Annotated in this window: 14 protein-coding genes; 9 read left to right on the top strand and 5 right to left on the bottom strand. The window is 69.5% G+C overall.

Translation table 11 applies throughout. The annotated features are described in order from the left end of the window. Positions 1-2 precede the first annotated feature (2 nt). Positions 3-1,208 carry a glycosyltransferase family 4 protein gene (locus KVT45_RS00775; protein ID WP_217544260.1) on the top strand — a complete coding sequence of 402 codons (1,206 nt, stop codon included), beginning with the start codon at positions 3-5 and terminating at the stop codon, positions 1,206-1,208. A gap of 24 nt (positions 1,209-1,232) precedes the next feature. On the opposite strand, the gene KVT45_RS00770 is transcribed toward KVT45_RS00775, so the two are convergent. The 4 genes from KVT45_RS00770 to KVT45_RS00755 form a co-directional block, all read right to left on the bottom strand. Then, positions 1,233-3,401, bottom strand: coding sequence for a glycogen debranching N-terminal domain-containing protein (locus KVT45_RS00770; RefSeq protein WP_217544258.1), 2,169 nt, complete (start codon positions 3,399-3,401; stop codon positions 1,233-1,235). A gap of 44 nt (positions 3,402-3,445) precedes the next feature. Continuing rightward, positions 3,446-4,228: an ABC transporter permease gene (locus KVT45_RS00765; RefSeq protein WP_217544256.1), complete on the bottom strand. Its 783-nt coding sequence runs from the start codon at positions 4,226-4,228 to the stop codon at positions 3,446-3,448. Positions 4,229-4,408: 180 nt separating this feature from the next. Continuing rightward, the gene (locus tag KVT45_RS00760; RefSeq protein ID WP_217544254.1) at positions 4,409-5,332 is read right to left on the bottom strand and encodes an ABC transporter ATP-binding protein; all 924 of its coding nucleotides are present in this window, start codon (positions 5,330-5,332) and stop codon (positions 4,409-4,411) included. A 46-nt stretch (positions 5,333-5,378) separates the two neighbouring features. Continuing rightward, positions 5,379-6,182 carry an aminoglycoside N(3)-acetyltransferase gene (locus tag KVT45_RS00755; RefSeq protein WP_217544253.1) on the bottom strand — a complete coding sequence of 268 codons (804 nt, stop codon included), beginning with the start codon at positions 6,180-6,182 and terminating at the stop codon, positions 5,379-5,381. A gap of 184 nt (positions 6,183-6,366) precedes the next feature. Here KVT45_RS00755 and KVT45_RS00750 point away from each other — a divergent pair, with 184 nt between their 5' ends. Genes KVT45_RS00750 through KVT45_RS00715 form a run of 8 tightly spaced genes read left to right on the top strand, consistent with a single transcriptional unit; the run spans position 6,367 to position 12,922 of the window. Next, positions 6,367-7,101: a metalloregulator ArsR/SmtB family transcription factor gene (locus KVT45_RS00750; protein ID WP_217544251.1), complete on the top strand. Its 735-nt coding sequence runs from the start codon at positions 6,367-6,369 to the stop codon at positions 7,099-7,101. Then, on the top strand, positions 7,098-8,519 hold the full coding sequence (sufB, locus tag KVT45_RS00745) for a Fe-S cluster assembly protein SufB (protein WP_217544249.1): 1,422 nt from the start codon (positions 7,098-7,100) through the stop codon (positions 8,517-8,519). Before KVT45_RS00750 ends, sufB begins: the two co-directional genes overlap by 4 nt. A gap of 55 nt (positions 8,520-8,574) precedes the next feature. Beyond that, complete coding sequence (gene sufD, locus KVT45_RS00740) at positions 8,575-9,759, top strand: Fe-S cluster assembly protein SufD (RefSeq protein ID WP_217544247.1); 1,185 nt, start codon at positions 8,575-8,577, stop codon at positions 9,757-9,759. Further along, entirely contained in the window at positions 9,756-10,082 is a 327-nt protein-coding gene (locus tag KVT45_RS00735) for a non-heme iron oxygenase ferredoxin subunit (RefSeq protein ID WP_217544245.1), read from the top strand. The genes sufD and KVT45_RS00735 overlap by 4 nt, the downstream gene beginning before the upstream one ends. 7 nt (positions 10,083-10,089) lie before the next feature. Next, positions 10,090-10,854: a Fe-S cluster assembly ATPase SufC gene (sufC, locus tag KVT45_RS00730; protein ID WP_217544243.1), complete on the top strand. Its 765-nt coding sequence runs from the start codon at positions 10,090-10,092 to the stop codon at positions 10,852-10,854. Beyond that, on the top strand, positions 10,851-12,107 hold the full coding sequence (locus KVT45_RS00725) for a cysteine desulfurase (RefSeq protein WP_217544241.1): 1,257 nt from the start codon (positions 10,851-10,853) through the stop codon (positions 12,105-12,107). The genes sufC and KVT45_RS00725 overlap by 4 nt, the downstream gene beginning before the upstream one ends. An 18-nt stretch (positions 12,108-12,125) precedes the next feature. Beyond that, entirely contained in the window at positions 12,126-12,593 is a 468-nt protein-coding gene (sufU, locus tag KVT45_RS00720; protein WP_217544239.1) for a Fe-S cluster assembly sulfur transfer protein SufU, read from the top strand. Further along, positions 12,590-12,922, top strand: a complete 333-nt coding sequence (locus KVT45_RS00715) for a metal-sulfur cluster assembly factor (RefSeq protein ID WP_046733484.1) — start codon at positions 12,590-12,592, stop codon at positions 12,920-12,922. Before sufU ends, KVT45_RS00715 begins: the two co-directional genes overlap by 4 nt. Before the next feature lie 60 nt (positions 12,923-12,982). Here the strand turns inward: KVT45_RS00715 and KVT45_RS00710 are convergent, their stop codons facing one another. Then, positions 12,983-13,840 carry an AbfB domain-containing protein gene (locus KVT45_RS00710; RefSeq protein ID WP_217544237.1) on the bottom strand — a complete coding sequence of 286 codons (858 nt, stop codon included), beginning with the start codon at positions 13,838-13,840 and terminating at the stop codon, positions 12,983-12,985. Between the last annotated feature and the right edge of the window lie 257 nt (positions 13,841-14,097).

The raw sequence follows: 14,097 nt of genomic DNA, 5'->3' as shown, positions 1-14,097 counted from the left end.
CAATGACGCAGGAGCCGGATCGGCAAACCCCGAAGGCGCTGAACGTGGCCTTCGTGCACTGGGCGTTCCCGCCGACGGTCGGCGGGGTGGAGTCCTACCTCTGGAACTGTTCCAGGCTGCTCGCCAGAAGAGGGCACCGGGTGACGGTGTTCACGGGGACATCGGGCGTCCGGACGCCCCGGGAGGGCGGGGTCGAGGTGCTGCGGCATCCGGGGCTCGACCTGTCCCGGGCCACCGGGAGCGCAACGGAGCGGGCTGAACTGCGCACGTGGTTCCGGAGTGAACTGGCGGGCAGGGAAACCCGGTTGGTCCACGGCCACAATCTCCACCATTTCTCGGCGGCGCCGGCCGAGGCGCTGCTCGACCTCAGAACCGACCTGGACCTGGTGCTGCTGCACACCTATCACAGCATCTGGCGTGATCCCGAGAGCGTCGCCCTGGCCAGGGCGTGCGGTGCGTTCGACGCGCACTTCGCGGTCTCCGGCTTCCTCCGTGAGGCCTGCACGAACGCCCTCGGGGTGACCGACGCGGAACTCATGTATCTCGGCATCGACGCCGAGTCTTTTCTGCGGGTGCCGGAACTCGCCGATCCGGCACCGGAAGACGAAGCGCTCATTCTTCTGCCGGCCCGTCTCATTCCCGACAAGGGGGCGTTGATGGCGGTGCGGGCCATGCGGCGGGTCCTGAACGAGAATCTTCCGGTGCGTCCTCGCCTTGTTCTCATGGACACACCGAATTCGGTTGATTTCCATGGCGAAAAGGTCGGGTTCAGAGATGAAGTGACCCGGCTTGCCAAGGATTTGAACGTCGCGGATCACGTGACCTTCGACCGCGCCGGTGTCGACGGAATGCACGAGCTGTATCGCCGCGCCCGCGTCGTGGTGTGTCCGTCGACGTTCGCCGAGCCCATGGGCCTTGCGGCGCTGGAGGCGATGTGTTCGGCACGCCCCGTGGTCGCCACCGATGTGGGCGGCCTCGCCGAAGGAGTGGGCCGGGACGGTTCGACCGGGTTCCTCGTACCGCGCGGTGATTCGGATGCTCTTGCCTGTCACATCATCGAGCTGCTCCGTTCGCCGAGCCTGGCGCGCACCGTCGGCAGTGCGGCGAGGAAGCGTGTGGTGGCGGAATTCGACCTGGAGAAGCGTTGTCTGTCCCCCTTGTTGTCGTCCTACGAAAGGTATTCGCGTCCTGCGTTCCGTCGGCGGTGACGTCCGGCCGGTCTGCCGGCGGCGTCAGGAAGCCGAGTGCCGCCACCCCTCGGGAAGCCCCTCGACCGAGATGCCGTCCGTCGGGTGATCCGTGCGGACGGTGATGTTCCGCCCGGCCAGGCGAATGCCCTCGACCCCGCGGATCAGCGGCGCGGCTCGGGAGAGTTCCTGGGCCATGGGGGTGACATGGAGGACGCGGTCCGTGGCATTCGGCCGGAGACCCAGCAGGGCGCCGAGCAGGGCCACCCCCGACGCGGCGGACCAGCCCTGCGGACGGCAGGCGGCAGGATAGGCGAGCGGAGCGGGAGCTCCCGGCGTGCGCCGGTCGCCGCCGTACAGTTCCGGCATCCGGTACCCGAAGTGGCTCGCCGCGTCGAGCAAACCCGTCGTCAGGTCGTACGCCTCCTCGTGGCGGCCCGCCGTGGAGAGGCCCTGGATCGCGATCGCGGTGTCGTGCGTCCAGGCCGAACCGTTGTGGTAGCTCAGCGGGTTGAAGCCGGGCAGGGCGGAGGAGCGGCTGCGCAGCCCCCAGCCGGAGTTCAGTTCGGGCGACGCGAGCCATGCCGCCACGTCCTGGCAGCCGTCGGCGTCCAGGATGCCGGTGGACAGCAACTGGCCCATGTTGGACGCGGGCCCGCTGACCGGCTCCAGGCCCCGGCCGATGGCGATCGCCACGTACCGCGGGGCCGGACCGTGCCGCGCAGACAGCCAGAAGGCGTCGGCGAAGCTCTTGCGCAGCGCGTCCGCCCAGGTACGGAGCCGCACGGCAGAGTCGTGACGGCCACGGGCCGAGAGCAGCTCGGCCAGCCCCGTCGCCGCCTGGTAGGCGTACCCCTGCACCTCGCACAGCGCCAGCGGCGGCTCGATACGGCGGCCGGTCGCGTCCCGGACGGCGTCCTCGCTGTCCTTCCAGGACTGGTGGCGCAGCCCGCCCGCCCGCGGGTAGTAGCGCAGGAACCCGTCCTCGTCCCCGGCGCAGGTCTCCAGCACCCACTCCATGGCGCGCTCGGCGTACGGCAGCAGCGCGTCCACCTCTTCCCCGGGCAGTCCCCAGTGCCAGGCGTCCACCAGGAGCGACACGAACAACGGGGTCGCGTCCACCGAGCCGTAGTAGCGGGAGGGAAGGCGCAGGCCGTGACCGTGTTCGGCGTCGGCCGGGCGCAGTTCGTGGAGAATGCGGCCGGGCGCCTCCTCGCGGAACACGTCGTGGGCCGTGCCCTGGCGGCGGGCGAGGGCCCACAGGGTGCCGCGGGCCAGATCCGTGCCCAGGGGCAGCATCATGCGCGCCGACCAGATCGAGTCCCGGCCGAACAACGTCAGGTACCAGGGACATCCCGCCGCGATGAACTGGTCCTCGGCGCCGCCCGCCGTTCGCGTTCCGTGTTCCGGATCGGCCAGCCGCAGGGCCCCCAGGTCGTCGAGGCCCTGGCGGACCAGTGCCACCAGCCGGGGGTCGCCCGTCACCCGGGGTTCGGCCCAGGGGGCCGGGGATCGCGGGGCGCCGGGGTGACCCGGCGGAGTGGGGACCGCGCCTCCGGTCACGCTGACGTGGGTGTGCCAGTCCTCGCCCGGCCGCAGCACGATCCGGGGCCAGGCGAAGGTACCGCCCTCCGGCCCGTCCGTGACCTCCGGTGCCCCCGCCTCGCCCGCGGCACGGACTTCGGCGAGGCCCGCCGGGGCCTGCCAGCGCAGACCGCCGCCGTCCCCGGAGGCGGTGCACGGCACGGTGGGCGTCGGACGGCCCCGTTTGACGTCGGCGATGTCCGCGAGGTCGGTCGCCAGCGCCAGTTCGAGGCGGAGGGGGCGGGGGACCGTACCGACGTTTCTCAGCTGGATGAACTCGCCCTGGCCCGCGACCCGCACCCGCTCGACGATGAGGGTGGGATCGTCGGTCGGGTCGCCCTGATAGCGGTGGACCGAGGTGAAGCGCACCCGGTCGGGGCCCAGCGGCTGTACGCCGATCGGCTCCGGCTCGCGTCCGTCGATCAGCAGACAGACCGTGTGCAGAAGCCTGCGGTCGTGGCCGTAGAAGCCCTCCGCCCGGAGGCCGCGCAGTTGTCCGTCCCGCGGCGATGCCACGAAGGCCGGGGCCGCCACGCACATCACGACGTCGTGCAGCAACGGTTGCAGAGCGCTGGGGAGTTCCGCCGACTCGTACACGGAGCGTCTTTTCCCGCTGGACGCGAACGTCACTCACGTGGCCTAGCGACGGCTTCCGCTCCGCAGCCGTCGGCCTGTCACTCCCAGCGGAAGAACTTCCCGGCCGCCCCCAGCGCCACCACCGCCCACACGGCGAGAATGCCCAGGTCGCCCCACGGCATCCCGGCCCCGTGCTGGAGCACGTCCCGCAGGCCGTCCGAGAGGGCGGAGATGGGGAGCAGGCCGAGTGCGTGCTGGGCCCCGCCGAACTTGTCCAGCGGGACGATGACCCCGCCGCCCACGAGCAGCAGCAGGAACACCAGGTTGGCGGCGGCCAGGGTCGCCTCCGCCTTCAGGGTGCCCGCCATCAGGAGGCCGAGGCCGGAGAAGGCGGCCGTGCCGAGGACCAGGAGAAGCAGCACGGCAAGGGGATTGCCGTGCGGGGACCAGCCGAGGGCGAGGGCGATCACCGTCAGGAGGATCACCTGGAGGATCTCCGTGACCAGGACCGACGCGGTCTTGGCCGTCATCAGGGCCCAGCGGGGGAGCGGGGAGGAGGCGAGGCGCTTGAGGACTCCGTAGCGGCGTTCGAAGCCGGTCGCGATGGCCTGGCCGGTGAAGGCCGTGGACATGACGGCGAGGGCCAGGATGCCGGGGGCCAGGAAGTCGACCGACTTGCCGGATCCCGTGTCGACGACGTCCACCGAGCTGAAGAGCACGAGGACGAGCGTCGGGATCACCACCGTCAGCAGCAGCTGCTCGCCGTTGCGGAGCAGCATCCTGGTCTCCAGGGCCGCCTGCGCCGCGATCATGCGGGGGAGCGGGGCGGCACCCGGCCGGGGGGCGTAGGTGCCGGTGCCGGTGTCGGTCGCGGTGGTCATGAGCGCAACTCCTTGCCGGTCAGCTCCAGACTGTGCCCTCCCGGGGGATAACCCCCGGACCCCCAGCCGATCCATGTGCGGGCCGGAATCATGAGCGCAACTCCTTGCCTGTGAGCTCCAGACTGTGTCCTCCCGGGGGATAACCCCCGGACCCCCAGCCGATCCATGTGCGGGCCGGAATCATGAGCGCAACTCCTTGCCGGTGAGCTCCAGGAAGACGTCCTCCAGCGTGTGCCGCTCCACCGAGATGCGGTCGGGCATCACGCCGTGCTGGGCGCACCACGAGGTCACCGTCGCCAGCAGCTGCGGGTTGACCTTGCCGATGACCCGGTAGGAGCCCGGGGTCAGCTCGGCGGCCGTGGAGTCGGCCGGCAGCGCCTTGAGGAGCGAGCCGACGTCGAGGCCGGGGCGGCCGGAGAACCGCAGGGTGTTCTCGGCGCCGCCCTTGCACAGCTCCTCGGGGGAGCCCTTGGCGATCACCCGGCCGGCGTCGATGATGGCGACGTCGTCGGCGAGCTGCTCGGCCTCCTCCATGTAGTGCGTGGTGAGGATGACCGACACGCCGTCGGTGCGCAGGTCCCGGACGAGATCCCAGGTGGCGCGGCGGGCCTGGGGGTCGAGGCCGGCCGTCGGCTCGTCCAGGAAGACCAGTTCCGGGCGTCCGACCACGGCCATGGCGAGCGCGAGGCGCTGCTGCTGGCCGCCGGAGAGACGGCGGTACGACGTCCGGCCGCAGCTGCCGAGGCCCAGCCGCTCCATCAGCGCGTCCACGTCCAGCGGATGCGCGTGCAGCTTCGCCACGTGCCGCAGCATCTCGTCGGCGCGGGCGCCCGAGTAGACGCCCCCGGACTGGAGCATCACGCCGACTCTGGGGCGCAGCTCGGCGGACTGCCGTACGGGATCGAGGCCCAGGACGCGCACCGTGCCGGAATCCGGCCTGCGGTACCCCTCACAGGTCTCGATCGTGGTCGTCTTGCCCGCCCCGTTGGGGCCGAGTACGGCGGTCACGCCCGCCTCGGCGGTCAGATCGAGGCCGCTCACAGCGGTCTTGGTGCCGTACCGCTTCACCAGGTCCCGCACCTGGACCACCGGCTCACTTCGCATGGTGACAGAGTCTAGGTTCGGCTGCCGTCACCCGGACGGCCGGGTGCTAGATCTCCTCCTCACGGGGTCGGTGTACGGCCAGCCACCGCTCGGCGTAGGCCACGGCTTCCGCCACCGGGAAGAGCCGGGCCTCGGCCGCGCCGACCGGGCCGCGGACGACCACCGGGCGGTCGCGTTCGAAGTCGTAGCCGAGTTCGTCGAAGCGGTCGGAGGTGATCGCCACCTCGGTGACCTCCTCCCAGCCGCCGCCGGGGGAGGGGCGGCCGACCCGGACGCGTGGGGAGGGGATCCGGTACTCGGCGAGATGGAAGCTGGTGCAGGTGGCGTAGCCGGTGCCGAGCATGAGCACGCGCGCGTGCAGCTTCTCCAGCCGGGCCAGCGGGCTGCGCTCGCCGAGCCGGCAGTCGGGGTCGTGGCCGTCGAGGATCTCCGCCGCGCGGGGGCCGACGGCCGCGAAGGAGGTCTGCGGGTGGGCGCTGCGCAGGGCACCGGGCCAGGTCCGCACGGTCTCCGGGATCACGCCGACCCCGCGCGCGGGGGTGGTCCGGGGGTCGTACGGCGGCATGGTCGCCCTGATCGTCTCCCACCATTCCTCCGGTACCGGGGGATTCGCCCACACCGCGGGGTCCGAGAGGTCCCCGGTCTGGGTGGGGACCACCAGGGTGCCGTCCGGACCGAGGGCGTCGAGGAGGGCCTGGACGACGGCCACGGCTCCGCCGTTCACCCAGCCGAGGGAGCTGAGCGAGGTGTGTGCGAGGAGGGTCTCGCCGGTCTTGACACCCAGCAGGCGGAGCTCGTCCGCGAGGGCGTCCTGGGTGACAAGAGGGCCGGTGGGGGGCGGTGTGGGCATGGTTCCGGAGTGTTCCGGAGGAGGCCGCGGAACGCCACCCAATTGGCCGGGGGATGATCGATCAAAGATCGTTTCCGCAGGTCAGGGCGGGTAGTAGGTTAGGTATGCCTAAGTGATGCAGGGCACCGTCTCGTCGCCCGGACGCCGCTTGCCTGGCTCTGAGGAATTACGCAACAATGGCGTTGTGAAAAACGTCGGCGAGGCTCGGGAGACCCCCACGGGGACCCAGCAGGAGGAGCTAGCGACCGGTGAGCGCTCGACGCGCAACCGGGTCGCGCGGTCGATCCTGGACCACGGCCCGTCGACCGTCACCGAGCTGGCCGGACGCCTGGGCCTGACCCCCGCGGCCGTACGCCGGCATCTGGACGCCCTGGTCGCCGACGACGTCGTGGAGGCGCGCGAGCAGCGGGTGTACGGCGCGCGGACGCGCGGCCGGCCCGCCAAGGTCTTCGTCCTCACCGACTGCGGCCGGGACGCCTTCGACCAGTCGTACGACAAGCTCGCCGCCGACGCGCTGCGCTGGATCGCCGAGCAGGGGGGCGGCCAGGAGGCGGTCGCCGCCTTCGCGCGGGCCCGGATCATGGCCCAGGCGAGTGCCTACCGCGAGGCGATCGAGAGCGTGAGCCCCGACGAGCGCACCGAAGCGCTGGCCAAGGCCCTGAGCCTGGACGGGTACGCTGCAACGGCGCGCACCGCACCGGTCGGCGAACAGCTGTGCCAGCACCACTGTCCGGTCGCCCATGTCGCGGAGCAGTTCCCCCAGCTGTGCGAGGCGGAGACGGAGATCTTCGCCGAGCTGCTCGGAACGCACGTCCAGCGACTGGCGACCATCGCGCACGGCGACGGCGTCTGCACGACGTTCATCCCCAAGATTTCCACTGACGCATCTGCAAGCACGGCCGGGAGGAACCCCGCATGACTCTCCCCACGGAGACTGCCCACCCTGAGCTCGAAGGCCTGGGCAAGTACGAATACGGCTGGGCCGACTCCGACGAGGCCGGCGCCTCTGCGAAGCGTGGTCTGAACGAGGACGTGGTCCGGGACATCTCGGCGAAGAAGTCCGAGCCGGAGTGGATGACCAAGCTCCGTCTCAAGGGCCTGCGCCTCTTCGAGAAGAAGCCCATGCCGAACTGGGGCTCGGACCTCTCCGGCATCGACTTCGACAACATCAAGTACTTCGTGCGCTCCACGGAGAAGCAGGCGGAGTCCTGGGAGGACCTGCCCGAGGACATCAAGAACACCTACGACAAGCTGGGCATCCCGGAGGCCGAGAAGCAGCGCCTGGTCGCCGGTGTCGCCGCCCAGTACGAGTCGGAGGTCGTCTACCACCAGATCCGCGAGGACCTGGAGGAGCAGGGCGTCATCTTCCTCGACACCGACACCGCGCTGAAGGAGCACCCGGACCTCTTCAAGGAGTACTTCGGCACCGTCATCCCGGTCGGTGACAACAAGTTCGCGTCGCTGAACAGCGCGGTGTGGTCCGGCGGTTCCTTCATCTACGTGCCGAAGGGCGTGCAGGTCGAGATCCCGCTCCAGGCCTACTTCCGCATCAACACGGAGAACATGGGCCAGTTCGAGCGGACCCTGATCATCGTCGACGAGGGTGCCTACGTGCACTACGTCGAGGGCTGTACGGCCCCGATCTACAAGTCGGACTCGCTGCACTCCGCGGTCGTCGAGATCATCGTCAAGAAGAACGCCCGCTGCCGCTACACGACCATCCAGAACTGGTCGAACAACGTCTACAACCTGGTCACCAAGCGCGCCGTCGCCTACGAGGGCGCCACCATGGAGTGGATCGACGGCAACATCGGCTCCAAGGTGACGATGAAGTACCCGGCCGTCTACCTGATGGGCGAGCACGCCAAGGGCGAGACCCTCTCCATCGCCTTCGCTGGCGAGGGCCAGCACCAGGACGCCGGCTCCAAGATGGTCCACATGGCGCCGAACACCTCCTCCAACATCGTCTCCAAGTCGGTGGCGCGCGGCGGCGGCCGGACGTCCTACCGCGGTCTCGTCGAGATCGGCGAGGGCGCCCACGGCTCCAAGTCGAACGTGCTGTGCGACGCGCTGCTCGTCGACACGATCTCCCGTTCCGACACGTACCCCTACGTGGACGTCCGCGAGGACGACGTGTCCATGGGCCACGAGGCGACCGTCTCCAAGGTCAGCGACGACCAGCTCTTCTACCTGATGAGCCGGGGCATGACCGAGTTCGAGGCGATGGCGATGATCGTGCGCGGCTTCGTCGAGCCGATCGCGAAGGAGCTGCCCATGGAGTACGCCCTCGAGCTCAACCGGCTGATCGAGCTCCAGATGGAAGGCGCGGTCGGCTAAGCGACCGCCGTCACCGTCAAGCCACTCACGTAAGAAAGCGAGCAGACCGACAGCCATGGCTGAGGCTCAGAACACCCCGGTGGGCTCCACCACCGCAGGCGCCATCGCGGTGGCCGCCGAGTCGACCGTCGCCACGCGCATGAGCGCGCCCCCCTCCTTCGACGTCGCGGACTTCCCGGTCCCGCACGGCCGCGAGGAGGAGTGGCGGTTCACCCCGCTGGAGCGCCTGCGCGGGCTGCACGACGGCACGGCGGTCGCGTCCGGCGACAGCCTGAAGGTCGCGGTGGAGGCCCCCGAGGGCGTCACCGTCGAGCTGGTCGGCCGCGACGACCCCCGGCTCGGCCGGGCCGGCACCCCGGTGGACCGGGTCGCCGCCCAGGCGTACTCCGCCTTCGAGCAGGCCGGCGTGGTCACCGTCCCCAAGGAGACGGTGCTCACCGAGCCGATCCGGATCAGCGTGCACGGCCAGGGCGGGGTCTCCTACGGCCACCAGGTCATCGAGCTGGGCGCCTTCGCCGAGGCCGTCGTCGTCATCGACCACACCGGTGACGTGGTCACCGCCGCCAACGTCGAGTACGTCCTGGGCGACGGCGCCAAGCTGACCGTCGTCTCCGTCCAGGACTGGGACGACAAGGCCGTCCACGTGGCTCAGCACAACGCGCTGATCGGCCGGGACGCCACCTTCAAGTCGTTCGTGGTCACCTTCGGCGGCGATCTCGTACGGCTGCACCCGCGCGTCGCCTACGCCGGCACCGGCGGCGAGGCCGAGCTCTTCGGCCTGTACTTCACCGACGCGGGCCAGCACCAGGAGCACCGCCTCCTCGTCGACCACAACGCCCCGCACTGCAAGTCGAACGTCGCCTACAAGGGCGCGCTCCAGGGCGAGGACGCGCACGCGGTGTGGATCGGCGACGTCCTCATCGAGGCCAAGGCCGAGGGCACCGACACCTACGAGATGAACCGCAACCTGGTCCTCACGGACGGCGCGCGGGTCGACTCGGTGCCGAACCTGGAGATCGAGACCGGCGAGATCGTCGGCGCCGGGCACGCCTCCGCCACCGGCCGTTTCGACGACGAGCAGCTCTTCTACCTGATGGCCCGCGGCATCCCGGAGCAGGACGCCCGCCGCTTGGTGGTCCGCGGCTTCTTCGCCGAACTGGTCCAGCAGATCGGTGTCGCCGACATCGAGGAGCGCCTGCTCGCCAAGATCGAGGAGGAGCTGGAGGCCTCGGTCGCATGACCTCGACTGCGTTCGTACGCGCCTGCGGGCTGAGCGAGCTGGAGGAGGACACCCCGAAGCGGGTGGAACTCGCCGGCACGCCGGTCTCGGTCGTCCGCACCGAGGGAGAGGTGTTCGCCATCTACGACATCTGCTCCCACGCCAACGTCTCGCTCTCCGAGGGCGAGGTGGAGGACTGCCAGATCGAGTGCTGGCTGCACGGCTCCAGCTTCGACCTGCGCACCGGCAAGCCGTCCGGCCTCCCGGCCACGCGCCCCGTCCCCGTTTACCCCGTAAAGATCGAAGGGGACGACGTGCTCGTCTCCCTCACCCAGGAGTCCTGAGGCACCCATGGCAACGCTTGAAATCCGAGACCTGCACGTCACCGTCGAGGCCGACAACGCCACGAAGGAGATCCTCAAGGGCGTCGACCTCACCGTGAAGCAGGGCGAGACGCACGCCATCATGGGCCCCAACGGCTCCGGCAAGTCCACCCTCGCCTACTCGCTCGCGGGTCACCCGAAGTACACGATCACCGGCGGCACCGTGCTGCTCGACGGCGAGGACGTCCTGGAGATGTCCGTCGACGAGCGCGCCCGCGCGGGCCTGTTCCTGGCGATGCAGTACCCGGTCGAGGTCCCCGGCGTCTCGGTCTCCAACTTCCTGCGCACCTCCGCCACCGCGATCCGCGGCGAGGCCCCCAAGCTGCGCACCTGGGTGAAGGAGGTCAAGGAGACCATGGAGCGCCTCTCCATGGACCCCTCCTTCGCCGAGCGCAACGTCAACGAGGGCTTCTCCGGCGGCGAGAAGAAGCGCCACGAGATCCTCCAGCTCGAACTGCTCAAGCCGAAGATCGCGATCCTCGACGAGACCGACTCCGGCCTCGATGTCGACGCCCTTCGCATCGTCTCCGAGGGCGTCAACCGTGTCCGCGAGACCGGCGAGGTCGGCACCCTGCTGATCACCCACTACACGCGCATCCTGCGCTACATCAAGCCCGACTTCGTCCACGTCTTCTCAGCCGGCCGGATCGTCGAGTCCGGCGGCGCCGAGCTCGCCGACAAGCTGGAGGACGAGGGCTACGAGGCATACACGAAGGGTGGCGTATCCGCGTGACACAGTTGCCGGGCCTCCTCGACACCGAGGCGATCCGCAAGGACTTCCCCGTCCTGGACCGACTGGTCCACGACGGCAAGAAGCTCGTGTACCTGGACAACGCGGCTACCAGCCAGAAGCCGCGCCAGGTACTGGACGTCCTCAGCGAGTACTACGAGCGCCACAACGCCAACGTCCACCGCGGTGTGCATGTGCTCGCCGAGGAGGCCACGGCGATGTACGAGGGTGCGCGCGACAAGGTCGCCGAGTTCGTCAACGCGCCCAGCCGCGACGAGGTGATCTTCACCAAGAACGCCTCCGAGTCGCTGAACCTCGTGGCGAACATGCTCGGCTGGGCCGACGAGCCCTACCGGGTGGACCACGAGACCGAGATCGTCATCACGGAGATGGAGCACCACTCCAACATCGTGCCGTGGCAGCTCCTTGCACAGCGCACCGGTGCGAAGCTGAAGTGGTTCGGCCTCACCGACGACGGCCGCCTCGACCTGTCCAACATCGACGAGATCATCACCGAGAAGACGAAGATCGTCTCCTTCGTGCTGGTGTCGAACATCCTGGGCACGGTCAACCCGGTCGAGGCGATAGTGCGCCGCGCCCAGGAGGTCGGCGCCCTCGTCTGCATCGACGCCTCCCAGGCCGCGCCCCACATGCCGCTGGACGTACAGGCCCTCCAGGCCGACTTCGTGGCCTTCACCGGCCACAAGATGTGCGGCCCGACCGGTATCGGCGTCCTCTGGGGCCGCCAGGAGCTCCTGGAGGACCTGCCGCCGTTCCTCGGCGGCGGCGAGATGATCGAGACCGTGTCGATGCACTCGTCGACGTACGCCCCGGCCCCGCACAAGTTCGAGGCGGGCACCCCGCCGATCGCCCAGGCGGTCGGCCTCGGTGCGGCGATCGACTACCTCAACGCCATCGGCATGGACAAGATCCTCGCCCATGAGCACGCGCTGACGGAGTACGCGGTCCAGCGCCTCCAGCAGGTCCCGGACCTGAGGATCATCGGCCCCACCACGGCCGAGGACCGGGGCGCCGCGATCTCCTTCACCCTCGGGGACATCCACCCGCACGACGTGGGCCAGGTCCTCGACGAGCAGGGCATCGCGGTCCGGGTCGGCCACCACTGCGCGCGGCCGGTCTGCCTGCGGTACGGAATTCCTGCGACCACGCGAGCGTCGTTCTATCTGTACTCCACGCCGGCCGAGATCGACGCACTGGTCGAGGGCCTGGAGCACGTACGGAACTTCTTCGGCTGAAGGGCGTGAGCTGAAACCGTGAAGCTGGACTCGATGTACCAGGAAGTCATCCTGGACCACTACAAGCACCCGCACGGGCGTGGTCTGAGGGATGGCGATGCCGAGGTGCACCATGTGAACCCGACGTGCGGCGACGAGATCACCCTCCGAGTCAAGTACGACGGAACGACGATCGAGGACGTCTCGTACGAGGGCCAGGGCTGCTCCATCAGCCAGGCTTCGGCCTCCGTGCTGAACGATCTCCTCGTCGGCAAGGACCTGGCTGACGCGCAGAAGATCCAGGAGACCTTCCTGGAGCTGATGCAGTCCAAGGGCCGCTTGGAGCCCGACGACGCGATGGAGGACGTCCTGGAGGACGCGGTCGCGTTCGCCGGTGTCTCCAAGTACCCGGCCCGGGTCAAGTGCGCCCTCCTGAGCTGGATGGCGTGGAAGGACGCGACGGCCCAGGCGCTGGGTGGCGCCGACGCCGAAAGGAAGACGGCATGAGCGAGACCGCTGAGATGAAGCCGGCCTCGGAGGAAGAACTCCGCGAGGCGCTGTACGACGTCGTCGACCCCGAGCTGGGCATCGACGTCGTCAACCTCGGTCTGATCTACGGCATCCACATCGACGACGCGAACATCGCGACGATCGACATGACCCTGACCTCGGCGGCCTGCCCGCTGACCGACGTCATCGAGGACCAGGCCAAGTCCGCCACGGACGGCATCGTCAACGAGCTGCGCATCAACTGGGTCTGGATGCCCCCGTGGGGCCCCGACAAGATCACGGACGACGGCCGTGAGCAGCTGCGGGCGCTCGGGTTCAACGTCTGAGCACATCGCACGGGCAGACGAAAGCGGCGGCACCTTCCGGGTGCCGCCGCTTTCGTGTGCTCAGGCCAGCGGGTCCGCCAGCCGGAACGCGGAGTCCGCGCGGAACAGGTCGCTGTTCTGGTACGGGTTCAGCTTCAGCTGGAAGTTCTGGTGGCGCAGGTAGCGGCCGGGGTAGTTCACCGACTCCAGCATGACCGCGCCCGAGTAGGACGAGGTCCGGGCGCAGAAGGTGGCGTCCTGCTTGAACAGGGACGAGCCGTCGTTGCCGTCGGCGCGCAGCAGGAAGTTGCGGTGCCGCAGGTACTTCCCGTCGGACGTCCTGAACGAGTAGCAGGAGCTGTTCGCCAGGCCCTTGACCACGGTGAACGTGGAGTCCTCGCGGGACTCCGAGCCGCGCGGCGCGTCCAGCTTCACCAGACCGTCGCTCACATGCCAGTAGCGGTCCGGGTAGTTCACCGAGCGGACCGACTTCTGGGTGGTGCTGGGCTGTTGCGCCGAGCCGCCCGAACTGCCCTTGGAGGGCGAGGACTTGGACGGCTTCGTGCTGGACGGCGAGCTTTTCGGACCGGCGCCGGGTGCGGTGGCCGTCGCCGTGGCGGACGCGGACGCGGACGGCGAGGTCGCCGACATCTCCGACGTGCCCTTGGGCGGGGCGGCCGTATCCGACGCCGACGGCGAGGCGAAGGAGAGCAGACCGGGGCCGTTGTCGGTGTGGGCGGACGCCGTGGGACCGGCCGATGACGTCCTGTCAGGGGCGTTGTGGCTGACGGCGATTGCGGTGACGCAGGCGACGACGGTGGCGATGGCCAGCGTGCCCGCCAGCCAGAGTCTTCGGGTTCCGGGAGCCCGGGAGGTGTCGGGGGCCCAGCCGTTCTCCCAGGAGGGATGCGGCGGGGGTTGGGGGGTTATTTCTGGCATGCGCGTTTCCTCCAGCGGCGCCAAGGCAGCGGCAGCCGGGGGTGTGAAGGTGGGGTGGGTGAACTGTGAAGCAATGATGGATCACAGAGGTGCACACACTAGTGGAGTCACGGGGCCGCAGGGAGCCGTTTCAGCTAGCGGTTTCTATGAGAATTAAACATCTTCCCGTGGTGCACGGGGGATCGAACGCCACTCTCGGGGTCCTCCGGGGGGTGGCTCGCCGCCCGCTGTTATGTACAGCCGTACACATCGTTGCG

It is taken from the genome of Streptomyces sp. GbtcB6 (assembly GCF_019091475.1).
GTDB classification, from domain to species: domain Bacteria; phylum Actinomycetota; class Actinomycetes; order Streptomycetales; family Streptomycetaceae; genus Streptomyces; species Streptomyces hyaluromycini.
This window is presented reverse-complemented; position numbering and strand designations above follow the sequence as displayed.